The 20,493-nt window shown below is 59.9% G+C and carries 20 protein-coding genes; 10 read left to right on the forward strand and 10 right to left on the reverse strand.

Annotated features, from left to right (window positions below; translation table 11 throughout):
- Positions 1 to 43 precede the first annotated feature (43 nt).
- The 3 genes from boxB (at position 44) to AWB69_RS30770 (ending at position 4,362) form a co-directional block, all read left to right on the forward strand.
- Positions 44 to 1,471 carry a benzoyl-CoA 2,3-epoxidase subunit BoxB gene (boxB, locus tag AWB69_RS30760; protein WP_062090598.1) on the forward strand — a complete coding sequence of 476 codons (1,428 nt, stop codon included), beginning with the start codon at positions 44 to 46 and terminating at the stop codon, positions 1,469 to 1,471.
- A 68-nt stretch (positions 1,472 to 1,539) separates the two neighbouring features.
- Positions 1,540 to 2,796 carry a benzoyl-CoA 2,3-epoxidase subunit BoxA gene (gene boxA, locus AWB69_RS30765; protein ID WP_062090599.1) on the forward strand — a complete coding sequence of 419 codons (1,257 nt, stop codon included), beginning with the start codon at positions 1,540 to 1,542 and terminating at the stop codon, positions 2,794 to 2,796.
- Positions 2,797 to 3,249: 453 nt separating this feature from the next.
- The gene (locus AWB69_RS30770; RefSeq protein ID WP_062090600.1) at positions 3,250 to 4,362 is read left to right on the forward strand and encodes a porin; all 1,113 of its coding nucleotides are present in this window, start codon (positions 3,250 to 3,252) and stop codon (positions 4,360 to 4,362) included.
- Positions 4,363 to 4,476: 114 nt separating this feature from the next.
- Here the strand turns inward: AWB69_RS30770 and AWB69_RS30775 are convergent, their stop codons facing one another.
- Positions 4,477 to 4,842 carry a hypothetical protein gene (locus AWB69_RS30775; RefSeq protein WP_062090640.1) on the reverse strand — a complete coding sequence of 122 codons (366 nt, stop codon included), beginning with the start codon at positions 4,840 to 4,842 and terminating at the stop codon, positions 4,477 to 4,479.
- 261 nt (positions 4,843 to 5,103) lie between these two features.
- On the reverse strand, positions 5,104 to 5,649 hold the full coding sequence (locus tag AWB69_RS30780) for a hypothetical protein (protein ID WP_062090601.1): 546 nt from the start codon (positions 5,647 to 5,649) through the stop codon (positions 5,104 to 5,106).
- Between the two features lie 522 nt (positions 5,650 to 6,171).
- Between AWB69_RS30780 and AWB69_RS48085 the strand changes: the two genes are divergently transcribed.
- Complete coding sequence (locus AWB69_RS48085) at positions 6,172 to 6,717, forward strand: hypothetical protein (RefSeq protein WP_156529016.1); 546 nt, start codon at positions 6,172 to 6,174, stop codon at positions 6,715 to 6,717.
- A gap of 43 nt (positions 6,718 to 6,760) precedes the next feature.
- Entirely contained in the window at positions 6,761 to 8,260 is a 1,500-nt protein-coding gene (locus tag AWB69_RS30785; protein ID WP_062090641.1) for an AarF/UbiB family protein, read from the forward strand.
- 107 nt (positions 8,261 to 8,367) lie between these two features.
- Here the strand turns inward: AWB69_RS30785 and AWB69_RS30790 are convergent, their stop codons facing one another.
- The 4 genes from AWB69_RS30790 to ltrA all read right to left on the reverse strand — a co-directional run bounded on the left by AWB69_RS30790 (position 8,368) and on the right by ltrA (position 12,905).
- Complete coding sequence (locus AWB69_RS30790; protein ID WP_062090602.1) at positions 8,368 to 8,622, reverse strand: CsbD family protein; 255 nt, start codon at positions 8,620 to 8,622, stop codon at positions 8,368 to 8,370.
- A gap of 97 nt (positions 8,623 to 8,719) precedes the next feature.
- A complete protein-coding gene (locus tag AWB69_RS30795; protein WP_062090603.1) occupies positions 8,720 to 9,076 on the reverse strand; it encodes a response regulator in 357 nt (118 codons plus the stop codon).
- A complete protein-coding gene (locus tag AWB69_RS30800) occupies positions 9,073 to 10,572 on the reverse strand; it encodes an ATPase domain-containing protein (RefSeq protein WP_062090642.1) in 1,500 nt (499 codons plus the stop codon). Before AWB69_RS30800 ends, AWB69_RS30795 begins: the two co-directional genes overlap by 4 nt.
- Before the next feature lie 629 nt (positions 10,573 to 11,201).
- Positions 11,202 to 12,905: a group II intron reverse transcriptase/maturase gene (ltrA, locus tag AWB69_RS30805; RefSeq protein ID WP_062090604.1), complete on the reverse strand. Its 1,704-nt coding sequence runs from the start codon at positions 12,903 to 12,905 to the stop codon at positions 11,202 to 11,204.
- 687 nt (positions 12,906 to 13,592) lie between these two features.
- Between ltrA and AWB69_RS30810 the strand changes: the two genes are divergently transcribed.
- The 3 genes from AWB69_RS30810 to AWB69_RS30820 all read left to right on the forward strand — a co-directional run bounded on the left by AWB69_RS30810 (position 13,593) and on the right by AWB69_RS30820 (position 15,871).
- Positions 13,593 to 13,871, forward strand: coding sequence for a hypothetical protein (locus AWB69_RS30810; protein WP_062090605.1), 279 nt, complete (start codon positions 13,593 to 13,595; stop codon positions 13,869 to 13,871).
- A 206-nt stretch (positions 13,872 to 14,077) separates the two neighbouring features.
- Positions 14,078 to 14,779, forward strand: coding sequence for a DUF2968 domain-containing protein (locus AWB69_RS30815; protein ID WP_062090606.1), 702 nt, complete (start codon positions 14,078 to 14,080; stop codon positions 14,777 to 14,779).
- Between the two features lie 390 nt (positions 14,780 to 15,169).
- The gene (locus AWB69_RS30820; RefSeq protein ID WP_062090607.1) at positions 15,170 to 15,871 is read left to right on the forward strand and encodes an OmpA family protein; all 702 of its coding nucleotides are present in this window, start codon (positions 15,170 to 15,172) and stop codon (positions 15,869 to 15,871) included.
- Between the two features lie 136 nt (positions 15,872 to 16,007).
- Here the strand turns inward: AWB69_RS30820 and AWB69_RS30825 are convergent, their stop codons facing one another.
- From AWB69_RS30825 to AWB69_RS30835, 3 genes are read right to left on the reverse strand one after another with little or no spacing between them, the layout of a single operon-like run.
- Entirely contained in the window at positions 16,008 to 16,511 is a 504-nt protein-coding gene (locus AWB69_RS30825) for a methylated-DNA--[protein]-cysteine S-methyltransferase (RefSeq protein WP_062090608.1), read from the reverse strand.
- A 32-nt stretch (positions 16,512 to 16,543) separates the two neighbouring features.
- On the reverse strand, positions 16,544 to 16,804 hold the full coding sequence (locus AWB69_RS30830) for a hypothetical protein (protein WP_062090609.1): 261 nt from the start codon (positions 16,802 to 16,804) through the stop codon (positions 16,544 to 16,546).
- A complete protein-coding gene (locus tag AWB69_RS30835; protein WP_407923065.1) occupies positions 16,797 to 17,549 on the reverse strand; it encodes a DNA/RNA non-specific endonuclease in 753 nt (250 codons plus the stop codon). Before AWB69_RS30835 ends, AWB69_RS30830 begins: the two co-directional genes overlap by 8 nt.
- Positions 17,550 to 17,847: 298 nt before the next feature.
- Here AWB69_RS30835 and AWB69_RS30840 point away from each other — a divergent pair, with 298 nt between their 5' ends.
- Together AWB69_RS30840 and AWB69_RS30845 are read left to right on the forward strand one after the other, a co-directional pair.
- Entirely contained in the window at positions 17,848 to 18,921 is a 1,074-nt protein-coding gene (locus AWB69_RS30840) for an alpha/beta fold hydrolase (protein WP_062090610.1), read from the forward strand.
- Between the two features lie 67 nt (positions 18,922 to 18,988).
- A complete protein-coding gene (locus AWB69_RS30845; protein WP_062090611.1) occupies positions 18,989 to 19,309 on the forward strand; it encodes a YnfA family protein in 321 nt (106 codons plus the stop codon).
- 43 nt (positions 19,310 to 19,352) lie between these two features.
- On the opposite strand, the gene AWB69_RS30850 is transcribed toward AWB69_RS30845, so the two are convergent.
- Entirely contained in the window at positions 19,353 to 20,387 is a 1,035-nt protein-coding gene (locus AWB69_RS30850) for a DUF2891 domain-containing protein (protein WP_062090612.1), read from the reverse strand.
- Positions 20,388 to 20,493: the final 106 nt, after the last annotated feature.

Below are 20,493 nucleotides of genomic sequence, written 5' to 3' on the forward strand. Positions count from 1 at the left end.
CTCATTCAACGCTCGTAACCGCCACGGTTTCAAGGAAATAACCATGTCCACAATCAATTACAGCGAAAAGATCCCGAACAACGTCAATCTCGCCGACGACCGCACGCTGCAGCGCGCGCTCGAACAATGGCAGCCGAACTTCCTGTCCTGGTGGGGCGACATGGGGCCGGAAGGCTCGCCGAACTACGATGTGTATCTGCGCACGGCGGTGAGCGTGGACGCCGGTGGCTGGGCGCATTTCGATCACGTGAAGATGCCGGACTACCGCTGGGGCATTTTCCTCACGCCTGGCATTGCGGACCGGCAGATCAGTTTTGGAGAGCACAAGGGCGAGGCGGCGTGGCAGGAAGTGCCGGGCGAACATCGCGCGAACCTGCGGCGGATCATTGTCACGCAGGGCGATACCGAGCCGGCGTCGGTCGAGCAACAACGGCATCTGGGGCTCACCGCGCCGTCCATGTACGACTTGCGCAACCTGTTCCAGGTCAACGTGGAGGAAGGGCGTCATTTGTGGGCGATGGTGTACCTGCTGCATCGTTACTTCGGCCGCGACGGTCGTGAGGAAGCCGAAGCATTGCTGGACCGCCGTTCAGGAGACGACAACAATCCGCGCATACTCGGTGCGTTCAACGAGCGCACGCCGGACTGGCTGGCGTTTTTCATGTTCACCTACTTCACGGATCGCGACGGCAAGTTCCAGTTGTCCGCACTCGCCGAGTCCGGCTTCGACCCGCTCGCACGCACGACCAAGTTCATGCTGACGGAAGAAGCGCATCATATGTTCGTGGGCGAATCGGGCGTTTCGCGGGTGGTCCAGCGCACCGCGCAGGTCATGAACGAACTGAAGACGGACGACGTCAACAAGATCCGCGCGGCCGGCGTGATCGACCTTGAAACCATCCAGCGTTATCTGAATTTCCACTACTCGGTGACCATCGATCTGTTCGGCGCGGATCATTCGTCGAATGCGGCGACTTTCTATAGCTCGGGACTCAAGGGCCGTTACGAAGAAACCAAACGCGACGACGATCATCAGTTGAACGGCCAGAGCTACAAGTTGCTGGACGTGCAGGACGGCAAGCTGGTCGAGCGCGAAGTGCCCATGCTCAACGCCATGAACGAAGTGCTGCGCGACGACTACATCAGGGATTCGGTGGCAGGGGTCGGACGCTGGAACAAGGTGCTGGAGAAGGCGGGTATCGACGTTCGGCTGACTGTGCCGCACAAGGCCTTCAACCGCCAGATCGGCACCTTTGCCGGCGTGCGCGTGGCGCCGGACGGCCGCGTGGTCAATGAGAACGAGTGGAAAGCGAACGAGGCGAAATGGCTGCCGACACCGGAGGATCGCGCCTACGTTGCTTCACTGATGGGGCGCGTGGTCGAGCCGGGCAAGTTCGCCAACTGGATCGCACCGCCGGCGATGGGCATCAATCGCCAGCCAATTGATTTCGATTACGTGCGCTTCAACTAAGCTATTCAGCAAGTGTGTCCGGACCGCTACGCAACGTCGTTGCGGTCCCGGCGCAGCAGGAGACAACAATGAACGGTCCAGCCCCCATGGAAGTCCTCAGGCAGCATCTGATCGACCCGGAGATCTGCATTCGCTGCAACACATGCGAAGAGACCTGCCCGGTCGACGCCATTACGCACGACTCCAACAACTATGTCGTCAAGGCGGAGGTCTGCAATGGTTGCATGGCGTGTATCTCGCCGTGCCCGACCGGCTCTATCGATAACTGGCGCACGGTGCTGAAGTCGCAGGCGTATAGCATTGAAGAGCAGTTCACGTGGGACGAACTGCCCGCGCAGAACACCACGGCAAGTACAGCGCTGGATACCGACGCTGCGCTCGAGCCAGGTGCCAGCCTGGCGGACAACACCGGTGAAAGCTCGGATGGCATCGACGTGGATACGGTTCGCGGCTCGACGCTGCCGCCCTGGTCGGCCGCCAAGCCGTACGTGAACCTGTACACGCACAAGCTGCCGCTGGCGGCGACGGTGGTCGGCAACTACCGCCTGACCGCTGAGTCCGCCGAAAGCGATATTCATCATATCGTGCTGGATTTCGGCACGACGCCGTTTCCGGTTGTCGAAGGCCAGTCGATCGGCATCCTGCCCCCGGGCACGACGAAAGACGGCAAGGCGCATCACGCGCGCCAGTACTCCATCGCGAGCCCGCGCGACGGCGAACGCGAGGGTTATAACAACCTGTCGCTGACGGTCAAGCGCGTCACGCAGGATCATCGCGGTAATGAGGCAGACGGCGTCTGCTCGAACTATCTGTGCGACGTGAAGAAGGGCGACAAGGTCAATGTGATCGGTCCGTTCGGCAGTACCTTCCTGATGCCGAATCATCCCAACTCGCATCTGCTCATGATCTGCACGGGCACCGGGTCGGCGCCGATGCGCGCGATGACGGAGTACCGGCGGCGCAGGAGGTTGAAGGGCGCGACCGGCAAGCTGATGCTGTTTTTTGGCGCGCGGACCAAAGAGGAGTTGCCTTACTTCGGACCGCTTGTGAATCTGCCGAAGGATTTCATCGATACAAACCTGGCGTTCTCGCGCACCGCCGGTCAGCCGAAGCGTTACGTGCAGGACGCGATGCGCGAACGCGCGGCGGACGTGGGGCAGATGCTGCGCGACGACAATACGTTTATCTACGTGTGCGGGCTGAAGGGGATGGAGGATGGCGTGCTCCAGGCGCTGCGGGATATTGCCGAGAAGCACGGCATTGAATGGGAGCCGTTATGGCGAGCGCTCAAGCGGGAGGGACGATTGCATCTCGAGACCTATTGATCGCCTGCCAGGATGCAGTGACATGCAGTGATTTGCCGAACACTCGACGCCCGCTTATGCGGGCGTTTTGCGTTGACCTTCCTCGTCATTCGCCAAGGTCGTCAAGACCACTGATTGATTCGGTTTAAAAATCAATAACGTTAATTGAAAGAATAAATCAAAACTGTTTGCCGGGCGATACTGTCTCAACCCAAAAACAAAAGACGGAGACAAGATGAACGGACTCCCCTCAGCCGGCTGTCTTGACGCAAGGAAGCTGGCGCTCGGCACCTGAACAGCCTGGTATTCGCAGCCACGCGCGTACCCGCCCCTTGCCCGGTCGACACCCCCGGCTGAGTCATCCAGCTTGAGTCATACCGAGATCCTTTAGCAGTCGTCATTCGACGCCCGACATCCCCTCGACGAAGGGGCGGGGAATCGCTTTGCATAAAAAAACCCAATGGAGACAACGCGATGAAGAAGAGATGGATCTGCAGTGCCGCAGCATTGGCAATATCCGCGATGGCCGCCCCGTGCGCCTACGCGCAGAGCAGCGTCACGCTATACGGCATTATCGACGCCGGTATCACGTACTTCAGCAACCTGAACGGGCATGGGACCTTCGTGGCGAATGACGGTTCGATCCAGTCGAATCGGTGGGGGCTGCTGGGCAGCGAAGATCTTGGCGGCGGCGCCAAAGCTATTTTCCAGTTGGAGAATGGCTTTAATCTCTACAACGGCACCATGGTTCAATCCGGTGTGCTCTTCAGCCGCCAGGCATGGGTCGGCCTGACGGATACGAGCCACGGCACGCTCACGCTTGGCAAGCAATACGACTTCTTCTGGGACAACCTCACGCAGTTCGCGATGGGCCAGTTCGCGGGGCAGTACTCCTGGCATCCCGGCGATTTCGATCATCTCGCCGGCACCTTGCACATCAACAACGCGGTCAAGTACAAGTCGCCGACCTATTATGGCTTCTCTTTCGGCGCCCTCTATGCGTTCCCTTCGCAATCCGTCTCGGCCGGCACCGGCCGCGTGATCGCGTTCGGCGCGCGATACGACGGTGGTCCCTTCCAGGCAGGCGTTGCCTATACCGACACCCACGACCTCGGTCTGAACGGTCCGAGCCAGGCGGGTACCACGCTGTTTCCGAACTTGTCGGGCGCACCGGTGGTGGCCACGAGCGTCAGCACGATCGGCGCGGGTGCGAGCTACCGGTATGGACGCAGCCTCACACGGCTGCTTTTTACCGATACCCACTTTCGCATTGCCAACGACAACGGTTCAATGCCGACCTACGAGCTCAACGAGGTGTTCCAGCTGACGCCGGCGACAACCTTGATGGGCGGCTACTGGTACAGCAAGCTTGGCGAGCAGAAGTTCCAGAATGGGACGTTGCTGCTTGACTACGCGCTGTCCAAGCGCACCGATGTCTATACCAGCGCCACCTACTTGCGGGTATCGGGGGGCGCCGCGCCGGTGTTTCTCGGCGGCGGGTCGGCACCGGTGTTTTCAAACGGGGTATATGTGGGCTCGGGAGATTTTTCGACGGCAATCCGGATCGGCATGCGCACGAAGTTCTGAAGCTGATGCACTGAAAGCCTCCCGACGTACGGACCGTGCCGCCCGCGAAAATCAGTGCTGGCCTTTCGTCGAATCGATGATGCCCAATCGACGAAAGCCCCTGGTTTTGCCGGATCAGTCGGCCGGCCGTTTGTCGGCCAGCGCGCGCTTGCATTCATCGAGCACGCGCAACACCAGCTCGGATTGATAGTTGAGGTCGTCGCTGTCGAGAATCTCTTCCACGGCATCGCGGGCCCAGTCGGCATCCACGAGTTCCGAGTGCCGCTGGGCGAGGTCGGCTGCAATGGCCGAGAGTTTCGCGATGGCGAGCCATTCAGCCTGGCGCTTGTGCCTGTCCAGCCACTTGTGAGCTGCTTGCACGTGAAAAGCGGCCGTAGGCCAGGAGCCGTTCAGATAATAAGCGCCCAGGCACCCGCAGGTGAGCCAGCAGAGCAGTTCCACGCGGTCGGTCGGGCTGAGATTGTGGCGTACATCGTTCATGGCGGAGCTCACGAAGATGATTGACGTGTGCCGGACGTTTTGATCCCGGCATGAAAACGATAGCACGCCACGGTGCAATGCGGAATCCTCCATTTCCACGGTGCTGCCGTGTGTTCAGGGGCGCACCGACTTGGCGACGGGTTGGTGCCTGCGAGCCAAGCGGCATTGAGCAGGGCGCCTCCCCAGGCTTTTACGCTGCGGTGATGGAAAGCCTGCCCGAGGGACGACATTCGCCCGCCGCGGCGACCGCGGCTTGACGCGTCAGGATGCCATCGCCGCGGTGATTTCTCCAAACGACGATTGCAGCCGGTCGATCTTTTCCCGCAGGTCGTCGAGCCGGTACGCGGCTTTGTTGGCCAGTTCCCGCACGCTTTCGAGCAACTGCTCGCACAAGGCGGAATGCTGGGCCGCCATTGAATCGAACATCCTGGGTTCAGGTCTTCCTGATTGATCGGCTGCCGGTCCGAGGTGATCCGGATGCGTTCCCCGTTGGGCTATCCTCATGCGTTCCGTCGCTGCAGCGAACTTCTCGACAGGACCGATGGCCGTCCGGATGGACGCGTCGACTTCATCGAGCGCAGCTTTCAGATCGAGCGCGTTTTCCTCCATTGATACGGTGAGGCCTTCCACCTTTTGCGGCGAGATGTAACCGCGCTTCGCGAGGGTTTCACTCGCGTGAACGATCGCCGCTGTAATCGCCGAGACCGCTTCCCGCTCGGTTTCAACCCGGCTCTTGAGGTCGGTGCATTCTGCAAGCACCTCATGGAAGGCGCTCAGATGTGTTTCGATCACCGGGGTAGTTAGCATAGTGGTATAGCAATAGTTGGACAAAAATCCGACAAAATGACTAACTTGGTGTGATCATGAAAGCATGAGCTGTGCCAATCAAGGCAGACGACCTGTTCGCGAAGTCGCTGCATGCTTCGACGTTATCTCGCAAAGGCAGACAGAAGAGGGAACAATGGTGTTTGAATAGACGGCGTTTCGGACACTAGAGCGTTTTCAGTAAATTGTTCTTATTGAAATGTGCGATGCAAAATGAAACAAGAAAAAAATTCCGATTCAATGGGTCGTAACGTTTTTTGAGCTGAAATAGATCTTTGATCTGTTGCAGCTTGGGTTTCAAATCTGCGTATCGATAAAACGTGCATTAGGAAGGTTTATTTCGAGTTGAGAAAAACAATCCGTATCTGCCATATCGCAATACGCACTTCATCTTCATTCACCGTGAAAATTATTCAAAACGGGAAAATCCAACCACTCACGTATCGCCCTGAATGCCTAATTGAGCGTTGAACTGAGGATTAGGGAAATCCAGGCGAAGCATCGTTGCAGATTCTGACGCATTGGGAAGAATGGTGCCGAAATCACCACTGCTGGCGCTCGAGTACCGGTGCCACGCGAGAAGGCCGTCAGGGAGTTAAAGCATGCTATATGCAGTGTGATTTCAAAACGGAAACGCATGTCGGTAAAGCCCGGCTTGATCCGCCGTATAGACCTTCCTTTACCGGGACGAACCCTGTGAACGAGTTCGTTGTTGAAAATCGAAATTCGAAACGAATCCGTGAATTAATAATAAACCAAGAAAAAGCATTTAAATGTATGTTTATTAATCAGCTTCGTTCTCAATTCCGCAATGTCGCTCCTCAACGTGTCCCGTCATGGTTCGACGCACTCGGGATCGTCCTGCGTTATCGTGTCCAGACCGGTGTTGCCGCCAGCGGCCCGGGCGTTGTCCATGAGAACTCCCCAAACGCTTGCGCGATCAACGTGAAATGCGCAACGATCGCTCTCTTGGGGGTTCAACCGTCGCGTGCTACACCTGAGTTCCATCCGACCCACCATCGCCCAAGGAGTGGAAAATCAGCTATTTGAGCATTTGCCGGGTGAACCGCGGGGTGAACCGCGGGGTGAACCGATGACGCAGCGTGTACGCGCAATCTGGCGGCTCGCGGTGCTGTTCGCGCGGGAAAGCCGTGTTAAGTCCGCCGCTGACGCCCCAATCCATAGCGTCCTGCGCTCTTTCGCTGCGGGCGTGCGTTCCCGTGGCGCAACCCGCCTGACCCAGCGAGTGCCGGTATTGCAGAATCTGTCCGGCGTGCTGGGCATGGCGTCGGGCCTGCTGGCGCAACATCCGGGGTTGGCGGAGACAGCGGTGCGCGTCGCCCTTGCCGAGCTGGACGCGCTCAAGACACCGCTGAAAGACGCGCCGCTGCGCCGGGCGCTGGAAATCGCACTGCCGCCGGGACGGGCTGCCGGGTTGATCGACGTGGAGGCCGAGCCCGAGTGCTGCGGCATCGCGCAGCAGACGCATCGCGCGCGGATCGTGCTGGACACGACTCCCCGCAGCGCCGGGAGCGCGGCGCCGGTGGCCGCGCGCATCACGCTGATTCGCGCCGACACGCGTGCCGAGCTTGCACAGGACCTGGACGTGGCGAACTCCGCAGTACGCCTGGCCGGGCGTTTTTCGCGTGAGGTTCGAGAGCAGAACGCCGGTGCACTCATCGCCCGTCTGACCGAGTCGATTACCGGCATGCTCGACTTGCGCCAGCGTGCCGCCGATCAAAGTTTTCTGCGCTACCGGTTGCGCGAGGTGAACAAGGACTCGCGCGTTGTCGTGCCCGAGGTGCTCTGGGATTTTTGCAGCGATACGGTGCTCGTCACGCGCGCGGTGCGCAGCGTGCCGCTCTCGGACGCCGACGGGTTGCGTGCCCACGGCCTGGACCCGGCCCGATTGATCGCCACGTGGATCGAGGTTTTTTTCGAGACCGCGCTGGGCGAGGGCGTATTCCACGCCGGTCTGGAAGCGGCGGGCGCGGCAGTCAGTATCGAACCGGACACCCTCGGGGCGCTCGTGCTCGACGGCGATTCGCCGCTTACGTTTTTCGCTGCCCACGAGCGCAGTTTCCTCGTTGCCGGGTCGCACGCGTTGTTGCACGGCGATCACAAGGCGGCTGCCCGCGAGCACATGCAGCATGGTCGTCCCGGCGAACACGAGCCGCAGCATGCGGTACGGGTGGAAGCGACCTATCGGCGGGAGGCGGAGCGATTTGCCGGCGATGCCCAGCGCCACCGGACTGCCGCCGATCTCTTCACGGCGCTGAGCAAAGGGCCGCTGGAGCATGCGTTCGGCGACGCCCATACGGGCATCGCGTCCCGCGCGGCGTTGCTCGCGCGCTCGGTGCAGAGCATCGAGGAAACGGCGCGGCGGCTCGCACCGGATATCGATGTATGGTCGATCGCGCGCCGGGTGATCCTGCGTCTGGCGCTCGATCAGTTCAGCTCGCACGGCCTCGTCGCGCAACTGGCGAAGGAAGCCGTGCACTGGCCGCATGCGCTGCCGCGCGTGCCGAATCTGCTGCACGATTGGGTGATGCGGCAAAACCGCCGGAATGCGGATTCGCGTTCCGCGAGGTAGGACGGACCGCAACCCCGTCAATGCAAAAAAACTGGCCGCGCCATTCAGTGCGGCCAGCCGCTTCCTATCCATCCCCCCAAACTGCCAGCCAGCCTGCAAAGCGCAACTTATCGCTGCCGTGCCCAGATCGCGCCAAGCACAAACCCGATTGCGCCCGCGACCAGCACGCCATTGATCGGCTTTGCAATCACCGCCTCGCGCACTTGATCAACGGTTTCCCCGTAGTTGAACTGGAGCTTGCCGAGCATCTGGCGCGCCTTGCCTTCAGCCTGCGTCGCCGTGTCGCCGGTCAGACCGCCGACCGCATCCTGCATCTTGCCCACGACGGTTTGCGCCGCGCCTTCTACCTGATCTTGCACCATGGTGCCTCCCGTTCCAGTTGAAGCGGTTTATCGAAGAATCCGGCGTACCGGAGCGTTTGTTTGAGCAGGGTTCGTGCCCAGGCGCGAGAACCGCGGGTCAAGCTGCGCCGATCAGACGCGTGACGATCTCGATGAGCGCATCGATGGAAAGCGGTTTCCGGTGAAATTCGAGGTGCGGATGCGTGACCGTCGGGGTGCGCGCAGCGGCGCTGGAGAGCACGACGGGAATCTGCGCGAGGGTGTCATCGGCGGCTAGCATGTGGCACAGCGCGACGCCGTCCATGGTGGGCATCATCCAGTCCGTGATGATCAGGTCGGGCTGATTTGCGCGCACCGATTCGAGCGCCAACAAGCCGTTTGACGCCGTGCTGACCTCGTATCCTTCCATCTGGAGCACAAGCCGCCAAGTGGTCAGGAGGTCAAATTCATCGTCTACGACGAGGATCTTTTTCATGTCCGCGTGCCGGCGTCCTGGTCGGACAGCGTGAGCGGGATCGTGCCGCGCGCCGATAACAACGTGCTTGTTCCAACGAAACCATCCGCCAGATGCAAGCCCTTTTCATCGATGATGAAGCGGCGGATGGACGGATCGTGGGCGCTTTCGCGCTGCTTGATGACGGAGATGATGCGAAACAACGACGTGGTCGTCTCCACGTATCTCATCAACACAATGTTCTCGGTCATCGCCGACGCGCGGATCGAGCCCCCATGCGCCATGTCGGCATAAAGCGGCAACTCTTCGGTAAGCAGCGTCGTGACGCTTTCCTGGCGTAGCCGGTGCGTCAACGCGTTCAGGAACAACCCGAAACGCTCCATGCGGTTCGCCGAATCGTGGAAACCTTCAATCCCGTCCACTACCAGCCGCGACGCGCCCGCGCGCTTCACCACGGAGATCAGCTCGGCCGCGAGTTCATCGATAGCAAGCTCCACCGCCGGCCGCCACTCGACGATCAGGCGAGCGTCGGCAACCGCATCGGCAAGATGGATCGACACGGACTCCGCCTTGGCGACCAGCCGCTCAGGCGATTCGTAAAAGCCGAAATACACGCAGCGCTCGCCGTTGGCCACGCCGGCGTCGAGGAATTTCAGCGACAGCAGCGTCTTGCCAATCCCCGATGGCCCGATCAGCGTCGTGGTCGACCCCTTCACCAGGCCGCCGCCGAGCATGGCGTCGAAGTCCGGCAGGCCGAACGATAGTTTCGCTTTCAGGTCCGGCGCACCTTCCAGCAGCAGCGACCGCGCTTCCAGGCGCGGGAAGGTGACGAGGCCGTCGGCGGTGATCTTGAAGAAGTGACGTCCCAGCAGATGATCGCGGCCGCGTAGTTTATGCACTTCAATTTCGCGCGCGCGCCGCATGCCGGTCGCGAAGCGGTTGAGCTCGACCAGGCCATCGACGAGCGTGTGTTCCGGATGCGGCTCGTTGCCCGACAGCGGCGCCAGGATCAGCGTGGTGCAGCCCGCGGCAGTCACGAACGCGCTGAGTTCGTGGATGAACTGCGACAACTCCAGTTCGGTGGAGCTGAATTCGCGGGCGCTGCGAAAGCCGTCGATCACCATGAAACGCGGCCGGCATGTCTTGATGGTCGAGGCGATCAAGGCGAGGAAACCGTTCAGGCCGTCGCGCATCAGTTCGTGGTAGCCGGAGACGAACAGCATTTTGTCCGAGATAGCGTCGGCGTTGTAGAACGAGAGCCCTTTCAGGTGCGACAACAGCTTCGAATGCGACTCGGCGATCAGCGTGATGTACAGCACCGTGTCACCCTCGGTCACCCGGTGAAACCCGATCTGCGTTGACAGGATGGTCTTGCCCGCTCCCGCCATGCCTTCGATCAGGTACAACCCGCCCTTGACGAGGCCTCCGCCGAGTATGTCGTCAAGGCCGGGCACGCCGGTCGTCACGGTGGTCTGATCGGAATCGGTCTGGCTGGATGGAATTGCTTGGTCGGTCATGGATATCTCGAGTGCCGTCGCCTGGCCCGTGCGTGCATCGCGTAAAAACGGATTATCGCTGAGATGACGAACGATGCCGGCATGTGTAAATTTTGTGGAGTCGTCGATCAAACCGCTGATTGAATCGAACGGGAACGGCAAGCGCTTGCCTGCCGGCGCCTGATTTGAAGGCTTGATCCAAGCCCCGGCCGCGCAAACCCGGCATCAATCCCGAATCAATTCCGCATCAATCCGATAGCGCCAGCACGTTTCGCACCCGGTCACGCTCCTGCTACCTTGCTGTTGCTCCAATGCTTCGGCGAAGGCCTTTCGATGGGCTTGCACGAGGCTCGCGATTGCCGGCACCGCGTCGGGTGCGTGTGAACACATCGCGCGCCGGTCTGCTTGCCGATTATCTTGTGCTGGATCAACTGACTCGCAGAAGCTTGAAACGATCAAGGCGATGGAGGAGAAATTCAGAACTTGCTCATGGTTCGGACGACACGGAGATGGTCTCATCTTGGTTGGTCGCGAGCGCTTTCATTGGGTGCACGCGAACTCCTCTTTGTCGGGTAAGGACGCGACGTTACCGTCGCATCCTCCCCTAAGAACGAAACGTGCGACTTTCGCCGCATTTCGCTCAAGCCTTTCTAAGCCCATTTGTCATGAGCCGGTTTTTCCACCGAGAGTCCGAGAGCACGCGCAGTCCGATGACATTCCGGATGCAACATGACCAGATTTCGGTTCGTGTCCTTACCGCCATCGATCGTTCGTTCCACGTGGTAGAGCCGCCAACCACTGGTTTTCGTGATCATCTGCCGACAGACCGGACACGACCGTCGCTGATCAAGCCATAACCGAATCAACCGCACCCGACCTTTGAGCGAGTCCAGCATCGCGAATCCCAAACGCTCCTCGAAATAGCTTTCCCACTGCACATCGAACGGGTTTGCGGCCGCCTTGAGTTTCCGGTGTCGCCGGATCGGCGTGCCTGCGATGTCATATAACATCAGGAGTTCCGGCTTTCCTGTGCTGAGCGTATTGCCAGTCTCCGTGCCAAAGGCCCAATGCTGGAATCCTACTATCCGGAAGTACTTCTGCCGGACCCAGCGCGAGCTCTTGTTCGGATGCCGGCGCTTCGCCCAGCGCCACAAACATCGCCAGATTTCGTGACTGACTCTGCCAAAGGTGTGCTTCGCCACGACATGCCGGTAGTAGTTCGCCCATCCGCGAAGCAATGGATTGAGTTCACGTATCAGTTGATCATGTCGTACCGTCGCACTGTTCTTCACGGTTTCCCGCAGCTTGCGCAGGAAGCGCTGAACGCTTGCTCTGGCAGGCTTGATCAGCAGCTTGCCGCCATATTTGCGCACGTTCATGCCGAGGAAATCGAACCCTTCGTCGATATGCGTGATCCGGGTCTTTTCTGAAGAAAGTGATAAACCGCGCTCCGCCAGAAACAGCTCGACCGTCGGACGAACGTCATCAGCCAGCACTTCACGCGTTGCGCCGGTAATGATAAAGTCATCCGCATAACGAACGATGTTGACCTTCGACGGATTGTTACTGCCTTTGCGATACTTTGCACGTAGCATTTTTTCCAGCCCGTCGAGAGTCATGTTCATCAACGTAGGCGAGATTATTCCCCCTTGCGGTGTACCCGCCTGCGTTGAGTGAAAGACACGGTTGTGAAGGTAGCCAGCCTCCAACCACCTTCGCAGAATCGCTTTGTCCGTGGGGATGTGGGCGACCAGCCAGTCATGTGAAATTTCGTCAAAGCAGCTGCGGATATCGGCCTCAAGAATCCACGTTGCAGAGTCGGCTTGTGCCAATGCCCGGAAGCATTGTTCGATTGCGTCGGCCGTGGAACGGGCGGACCGAAACCCATACGAGTTCGGGTCCGCCGTAGTTTCGGCGACCGGCTCCAGAGCGAGCAGGTACAGCGCCTGCTGAGCCCTGTCGACCATACAAGGAATTCCAAGGGGCCGCATTTTTGTCCCGTTGGCCTTCGGGATATATATCCGTCTCAGTGGACGCGGCCGATAGCCGCGCCGTTTGAGTGACGACACTGCGTTGATTTTGGACTTCGGTGTGGACCAGGTGACACCATCCACGCCCGGCGTCCGTCTGCCCTGATTCTCAGTCACCCGTCTGACGGCGAGCGCCTTGCCGCTGAACGAATGGGTCAGCAACCACTGCAGGGCTTTCACCTTGCCGTGTTTGCCATCCTGTATTGCCTTCACTATTCTTGCCTGCAGCCTTCGAACCTCACGATGGCACCCGGCCCAGTTAATGCCGTGCCAGTGTCTCGCGCGATCGGAGGACGCACCCGCGCCCGGTTGCTGCACAGTCATCTGCTTCTCCTCCTTGAAAGGTTGTTCAAGCTATCTAGTGACGAAAGACCATACGGAAGTCTGCCCGCTTTCGCGTGAGATGATGTTGTCTCGCGACGCAATCCCTATCTGCCCGATTACAGGGCAGCGTTCGCTTTCTCCGCTTTCCTCTACCCGCTGCGCCCTCAGCTTCCCTTGCGGGTCGCCTGCCATTCCTGGCGGCACATCGGGCTTACCATGTTCCACGTATGCAACACGAATAGCGTAGGTCCTGCCTATCCACCGGCGGTCTGCATGTCCGTGTGTTTCCTGAACCAGGGGAAACATCCGACCGCGTACCATTTTGGTTCAAGCCACCAGCGTTTTGGGCTTGTTCAGGCTAACGATGTCTGTGGCAGTTCACTTATGTTGACCATACTATCCAGCCTTGCAGCTCACCCGCATCAACGCTCGCAGGCGGTACCTCTCCTCACGGAGACAGCTAGGCCAGAGGCCAGCCACGTTGTCCCGGTGGCTTCACACGTCGTCGTTGCCAACAACGCATGCACCGGTAGGCTACGGTCGACGGAACGACCGGTTTCCTGACCAGCCTTTCGGCTGGTTAAAACAATTGCATACGCGACTTCATGTCGCACTGGTCCACGCCTGTCACGAGTACGCGGTTCAGCGGTTGTTCGCGCGCAGGCCTTTTTTGCGCGAGTCCTTCTCATGTCATTGCATGTCCGTTCATCCCGTTCAGTTTTCGCGACCGTCAGCCTGATTGCATTGGCTGGTTTGTTCCAGATATCGCCGAGCATGGCGGCAACCTCCGTCGACCCGGGCATCTACTCGGGTGCGCCGTTCGTTTTCAAGGCGGATCGCGGAATCTTCTCTGCAGTGCCGACACAACAGATCGACAAGCGTATCTTCTCGCCCACGCGTTCAACCACCGGCACCCACGTTCCCACGTTCGTTCAGGATGACGTGCGCTTGCGTCACGATCTATAAAGCACCGCGTGAATTCTGCAATGAAGTGTGTAACGCGTAGCGATGAGCATTGCATGAATCGCTTCACGAATCGTTTCAAACTGTCGAGTGTTTCAGGCGAACGGGTGACTGTAAAAAGCAGCCCCACGCATTTTCCGCTTTAGCTTTTCTATCTGCCATAATTCCGGTGCTTTCGCATTCTTAATTGCGTTCAACCCGGAAATTCCATGAACTCCAACAATACAACGAGAGGCGGGGCACTGGTCTTGGCATGGTTCGTCCTGTGCGGCGCAGCGTGTGCCGCCGGGCCTACAGCGCCCATGCAAGGCAGTGCGCCGGCAGCCGATGCACTTGGCGATTCAGGTGCACGACGCAGTCTCCTGACCAACGGGGCAGCCGACGAGCCGCAGGCGACGCTGAATGGCAACGTCGCGGAACTGCAGCAAATGATTCGCGACGGAAAGGTAAAGGAATTGCGCACCACGTATAACGGCAGCTATGGCGCGAGCATGCTGTTTTACCCCGATGAAATGACGTTCTATATTGCGTTGTTTCAGCAAAAGAAATTCTGGCGGGTGGTTAAGACTCAAGTGGATTCGCGTGCAGAAACCATCTATGCGGACTTTGCAAAAAACAGCGCGGCGCTCGCCGATACCGAGATTCGCCGGACCAAGCTCGAAGCGGAGAAGAACTTTGCTGACCGGCTGATCGCGGTCCAGCAAGGGCGCGCGAATCGCCTGCAGGCTGACCTGGATGTCGCACGGGCGCAGCAAAGCCAGGTGGCGGACCGGCAGGCGGAGCAGCAGGAAGCTATCCGTTCGCTGCGCGCGGAACAGGATGCCGCGCAGGCCCAACTGCGTGCATTGCAAACCAAGGTGCAGGATCTTCAACGCCAGTCGGATGTCGACTTGATGCCGTTGCCGAAGTAACGCGCATCTGACGGCCCGGACGTCGTCCGGGGTGCGCGCTTCGAACCCCCTCATGGCATTTCAAGCTTTGAAAAAGCGGCCGCATTTGCGGCCGCTTTTCATTTCCCGTGCCGCAATAGCACGCCAAAAGTTTTCCGATTGTTTACGTTTATCCGTTGTTTCGAAAATCGCTCGAAAGTGTTTCATCAATTAGGAATTATCCACTTAGGAATGCTAGTTTTCACGTGCTAACATGCCGCGCGATTTCGGATTCCAGATCATTTTCAAGATCCGGATCGAAGGCTTGAGGCGAATAAGGTGGCTGTGAAAATCGGGTAACTGTCTGATGGCCCATCCAGTACGCATTTGTCTCGATATCTCAGTCACACTCAATTTACGAATGGTAAAAAAATGTCCAAGAAACTAATCGCTGCAGGTCTGTTGTCAATTGGCGCGCTTGCCGGTTGTTCGACCGCGTCCGGCCCGACTTTCAACGCTAACGAGATCCAGACGGCTAATGGCGCGCAGGTTTATCGCGTGGAATGTCATGGTTTGTTTGAAAGCGTGGCGGCATGCGTGAAGCAAGCCCAGAAAATCTGCGGCGACAAGCCCGCGTACAAGCTTGAAACCATGGAACGCCTGCGCGCCACGTCTGAAGAGTCGGGCGACCCGCGTATCCTGACGTTCCAGTGCGGCGCGCCCGCTCAGCCGGAAGCTGCTCCGGCGCCCGCACCGGCTCCCGTGCCGCAAGCCGCGCCGGAAATGCCCCGCCAGATCGACTTGAGCGGTGACGCCAACTTCGCTACCGACAGCGCCGCGCTGACGCCGAAAGCGGCAGACACGCTCGACGAGTTCGTGTCCGCCGCCCAGGGCGTGACGTTGCGGCAGGTCGTCGTTGCGGGCTACACGGATTCAACGGGTTCGGCTTCGCATAATCGCCAGTTGTCGCAACGCCGTGCGGAATCGGTGGCGCAGTATTTGAAGACCCACGGCCTGCGTTCGCAAAGCTACACGGCTCAAGGTTATGGCGCGTCGAACCCGGTCGCGTCGAACTCGACCGTTGCTGGCCGCGCAAAGAATCGTCGCGTCGAAATTCGCGTCAGCACGCAGTAATCCGAGCAGTAACGCATGCTGTGAGTCTTGACGTCGTGGACGTTGTTTCCTTGCGTACAGAAGCGTAAAACCCCCGCAATCGCGTAGCGATTGCGGGGGTTTTTCATGCTCTTCCACACACTACCGGGCTGAGCGTTCAGAACAACGTGAGTTGCGCACGTCCTGGTCCGCCTTCAAGCGTCAGCAGATGTTGCTTGCGCTCCACGCCGCCTGCGTAACCGGTCAGCTCTCCATCGGCGCCTATCACCCGGTGACACGGCACGATGATCCCCACGGGGTTGCGCCCGTTTGCTCCACCCACTGCGCGCGATGCTCCCGCAGCCACGCCCATCCGGCGCGCGAGATCGCCGTAGGTCCAGGAGGCGCCGAACGGGATCTCTTGCAATGCCGCCCACACACGCTGCTGGAACGCGGTGCCATTGAGCCGCAACGGCACGGAAAACACGGTGCGCTCACCGGCGAAGTACTCGGCGATCTGCTCCTTCGCCATCACGATCGCGCGTGAGCTCGGCGGACCTGTTTCGATAAGACCCGCGGGGAAGTGTTTCTGCCCGACAAAAAACAAGCCCGTGAGGCAGTCGTCTTCCGCTCGATACGCGAGGTGACCGAGCGGACTCGGTGCAATGTGGCATTCGATCAAGATATGTCTCCGGCCAATTTTTTTGCTGACGCTCAGATGAACGGATTATCCGTCTTGCCCGTTGGCTTCGGCGGTTCATCGGCGAGTTTCGTGGGTAAGCTTGCGTCGCTCTGCAACGCGTCGACGATGGCGTTCACCGCCTTTTGCAGCACAAGCGCAGTGGCCAGGCCGGTCTTGTCGCGTGCGATTTCCAGATCGCCGGAAATGGAGAGCCGCGCGGTGTCATTGGCGATCACGAGCGCGTCGCCGTTGATGTTGAGTGTGTCGGTATCGTTGGCAAATGGCTTAAACACCTTTCAGTCCTCCAATGCGTTGGTCTTTCAGCGTGTCCGGAATGCCTGGAAATTGCAGCCCGCTCATGGCTTCCAGTTCACGGACCGTCTTGACCTTGTATTCGTTCGTGGGGGTGTTGTCGACCACGACCGCAAACGCCAGGTCGCGTCCGGGCAAATACACCACCTTATACAACTGCGTGGGCACGAGTACGCGCGACTCCCCGATCGTCTGCAACTGCCGCCCGGAAAACAGCGGTCCGGTGACAACGTAGGCGTCGCCGGATTGTTCCACCAGCCGGCGCACAGACTGTTCGATACGTGACCAGATGCGCCGGTTGTTCGACGGATTTTGCGGCACAACGTTCGCGAGCGAAAACGATTCCATCATGCCCTTCTGGTCCCAGCGGTCACCGGCCGGGCTCATATGGCCCCGATCGTAACCGCTCTTCTTGTAGTCCGAGAGCGTGGCGCTGGCGCCGGGCGGCAGTTTTTTATCGACGAAGAAGCGGTTGGTGCGGGTGTTGTCGCGGGCATCGTCCAGGTGTTCTGCGCTCAGGTGTTCCGCCGACCACAACGGCCCGTGCGTCACGCCGGAATGCAGGACGGCGAAGTCGGAATAACAAAGTTGCTGCGTCGAGGCGCGCATCTTCGCATTCGTGACAATGGGCGCGCGACCACCGGGGCTGAACTGCGCACAGTCGCTCGCCGCGAGGACGTTGAGGGACACCGTGGCGCCGAGCGTGGCCAGCAACCCTATGAGCAGCGATGGGAAAAACGAAGCGAAGTGCTGGAAATGCTTGAAGTACTTGAAATGCGTGAGGCGGATTTTCATGCGGCGGGCGAGGTCGGGTTTCGTCGAGGCGCGAGTATAAGGCGCTCGTGTGCATCACGTGGCGATGAGATTGGTGGTATCGACGGTATTCATACTATCGGCGGCGAAAACGCACACGCGATAAAATTCCCCCGCCGTCGCATGGTGCATGCGTGCATCGTGGGGCCGCGACGGTCCTTGTCCGATTTGCCGGTTTGTCCTTTGTTTCCCTTTGCGAGCTTCCGCGCCCATGACTCCGATCAGCCGCATGCTTTGCGCTGTTTTAGCTTTAGCCGTATTGATTGCGTCGCCCGCTTTCGCCGCTTCCACCGATGATGCCGCGGTCGCTTCGTCTTCGGTGCCGTCCGACAACGACGGTCCCGTGTACGGCCCCGAACTCCAGGGCTTCGAGTATCCGTATCCGGTCGGCCGCTTCGCGATTTCATCGCAGCGGCAAATCGTTCGCATGGCCTATATGGACGTTGCGTCCAAGCATCCCAACGGACGCACCGTGGTTCTACTGCATGGCAAGAACTTCTGCGCGGCGACGTGGAAGGAGAGCATCGACGTGCTGACCGACGCGGGGTATCGCGTGATTGCGCCGGACCAGATCGGCTTCTGCAAATCGACCAAGCCGGTGCGGTACCAGTACACGTTCCAGCAACTGGCGCGCAATACGCACGCGTTGCTCGCGGCGCTCGGCGTTAAAAAAGCGACGCTCGTCGCGCATTCCACGGGCGGCATGATTGCCGTGCGGTATGCGCTGATGTATCCGCAGGAGACCGAGCAGCTTGTGCTGGTGAATCCGATCGGACTGGAGGACTGGAAGGCGAAAGGCGTGCCGTCCATCTCTATCGATGACTGGTACGCCCGCGAGTTGAAGACCAGCGCCGACAGCATTCGCAAATACGAGCAAGCCACGTACTACGCGGGTCACTGGGACGCACGTTACGAGCCGTGGGTGCAGATGCTGGCGGGAATGTATCGCGGGGCGGGCAAGGACGTCGTTGCGTGGAATTCAGCGTTGCTCTACGACATGATTTATACGCAGCCGGTCGTGTATGAGTTCGGGCAGATCACGACGCCGACGTTATTGCTGATCGGCGACAAGGATACGACCGCGATCGGCAAGGACCTTGCGCCACCGGACATCAGGCCGACGCTCGGGCGTTATCCGGAGCTGGCCAAACATGCCGCGGAGGCGATCCCGGGTGCGAAGCTGGTCGAGTTCGCGGACTTGGGGCATGCGCCGCAGATGCAGGACCCGCGCGCGTTTCATCAAGCCTTGCTCGCCGGGCTGGCAGCGCTCGGGAAGGGCAATTGAGAGGGGTTCGGCCGCTCGCGAGACCTGCCTGGTCAATGCCTCCTGTGAACGAAACTCCGGCTCCGCAATGAAGACTTTCCTTCTCTATGTTGTTACGGCCATCGCCGAGATCGTGGGCTGCTATTTTCCGTATCGATGGCTGAAGGAGGGTGGCTCGCCCTGGCTCCTCATCCCCGGTGCACTGTCACTCGCACTCTTTGCATGGCTGCTGACGCTGCATGCCACCGCTGCCGGCCGCGTGTATGCCGCGTACGGCGGCGTGTACATCGCGGTGGCAATCATGTGGCTATGGGTGGTCGAACGGATTCGCCCGACCACCTGGGATCTTGCCGGCGTGGCGATCGCGCTGGCCGGCATGAGCGTGATCGCGTTTCAGCCGCGCGGGTGACGCGGGGGAGACAGGGGCCTGTGACGCGCAGGCGTCGAGTTGCTCAGGCCTCCAGCGCCAGCAACGCAAACGTCGCGAGCCAGTGCTCGCCCATGTAGTCACCTGCCACATGCGCGAGGCCCGCCGTCAGGTGAGCGTTCGCCGTGGCGTCGAGCAGGCCGGTACGCACGTCGCCCGCCGGCAGCGCACGCGCGAGCGAACGCTGGCACCACGCGCGACTGAGATTCAGGCCGTCGAGATGGGCCAGCTTGCCGTCGCTGCGATCCGTCACGGTGGCCGGAATGAATAGCGTGGCGGGTTCGCGTGCGCCCAACCGGGGCAGGAAGCTGTCGAACCAGCCCGCGAATTCGGCTGCGGGCAACACTCGCCGCATCAACTCGGCTTCCATCAGCGACGACGACAGGAATTCATCGCCCCCCGGTTCCCACGCCTGGCAACCGGCATCGTCCAGATACCAGCGCCGCGCGGTATTGACGATCAGCGCTTCAAACGCCGTGTCACCCACTTGCCGCGCATAAGCGATAGCCAGCGTCAGCGCGAATGCCGTATTGAAATGCGTGCCCACCCGCAGCGGATACGTCATTTTCGGCAGGTACTCCGTGAAACGCTCGACAAACGCGTGTGCGAGCGGCGCCAGCGCCATGGACCAGCGTTGGCCTTCGCCTGACTGCATCGAATGAAGTTGGCCGGCAAGCGAGAGCAGCCACGCCCAGCCATACGGACGCTCGAAACCACGCGCCTCGGGACGCTGCAAATACGCGACTTCGGCGGTGACGTTGGCATGGGTGAAATGCGAGTCGATCAACGCGTGAATTGCAGGCGCTTCCGGCAAGGCAGGGAAGCGGTCGACAAGCCGTGCGATCAACCAGTAGCCGTGGACGCACGAGTGCCAGTCGAAGCTGCCGTAGAAGATCGGATGGAGGGCGCGCGGGCCTTGGGCATCGGCTGCGCTGCCCATTACGTGGTCAAGCTTGTTGGGGTATTCGCGCGTCAGGTGGCCAAGTGCGAGCCGGGCGAATTTCGACGCCAGCGCGGTATCGAGCGTGTGATGCGTGTGATCAGGCGACTGCGGGTTCATGCGGTTCTCCAGAAAAACCAGGCGTCCGCAATTATGGCAAGACTTCCGCTCACGGAACGCTTGAATAGAGAGCGTTCCATGAGAGTCAAGGCATTCATTTTTCACC

It is taken from the genome of Caballeronia udeis, assembly GCF_001544555.2.
Lineage (GTDB): Bacteria > Pseudomonadota > Gammaproteobacteria > Burkholderiales > Burkholderiaceae > Caballeronia > Caballeronia udeis.

Coding starts and splice junctions, on each gene's coding strand:
- ltrA (WP_062090604.1), bottom strand. CDS start 12,905: ATGACTGTGCAGCAACCGGGCGCGGGTGCGTCCTCCGATCGCGCGAGA.
- AWB69_RS30795 (WP_062090603.1), bottom strand. CDS start 9,076: ATGAAAAAGATCCTCGTCGTAGACGATGAATTTGACCTCCTGACCACT.
- AWB69_RS30810 (WP_062090605.1), top strand. CDS start 13,593: ATGTCATTGCATGTCCGTTCATCCCGTTCAGTTTTCGCGACCGTCAGC.
- AWB69_RS30840 (WP_062090610.1), top strand. CDS start 17,848: ATGACTCCGATCAGCCGCATGCTTTGCGCTGTTTTAGCTTTAGCCGTA.
- AWB69_RS30850 (WP_062090612.1), bottom strand. CDS start 20,387: ATGAACCCGCAGTCGCCTGATCACACGCATCACACGCTCGATACCGCG.
- AWB69_RS30785 (WP_062090641.1), top strand. CDS start 6,761: ATGACGCAGCGTGTACGCGCAATCTGGCGGCTCGCGGTGCTGTTCGCG.
- AWB69_RS30815 (WP_062090606.1), top strand. CDS start 14,078: ATGAACTCCAACAATACAACGAGAGGCGGGGCACTGGTCTTGGCATGG.
- AWB69_RS30845 (WP_062090611.1), top strand. CDS start 18,989: ATGAAGACTTTCCTTCTCTATGTTGTTACGGCCATCGCCGAGATCGTG.
- AWB69_RS30820 (WP_062090607.1), top strand. CDS start 15,170: ATGTCCAAGAAACTAATCGCTGCAGGTCTGTTGTCAATTGGCGCGCTT.
- AWB69_RS30790 (WP_062090602.1), bottom strand. CDS start 8,622: ATGGTGCAAGATCAGGTAGAAGGCGCGGCGCAAACCGTCGTGGGCAAG.
- boxA (WP_062090599.1), top strand. CDS start 1,540: ATGAACGGTCCAGCCCCCATGGAAGTCCTCAGGCAGCATCTGATCGAC.
- AWB69_RS30770 (WP_062090600.1), top strand. CDS start 3,250: ATGAAGAAGAGATGGATCTGCAGTGCCGCAGCATTGGCAATATCCGCG.
- AWB69_RS30800 (WP_062090642.1), bottom strand. CDS start 10,572: ATGACCGACCAAGCAATTCCATCCAGCCAGACCGATTCCGATCAGACC.
- boxB (WP_062090598.1), top strand. CDS start 44: ATGTCCACAATCAATTACAGCGAAAAGATCCCGAACAACGTCAATCTC.
- AWB69_RS30775 (WP_062090640.1), bottom strand. CDS start 4,842: ATGAACGATGTACGCCACAATCTCAGCCCGACCGACCGCGTGGAACTG.
- AWB69_RS30780 (WP_062090601.1), bottom strand. CDS start 5,649: ATGCTAACTACCCCGGTGATCGAAACACATCTGAGCGCCTTCCATGAG.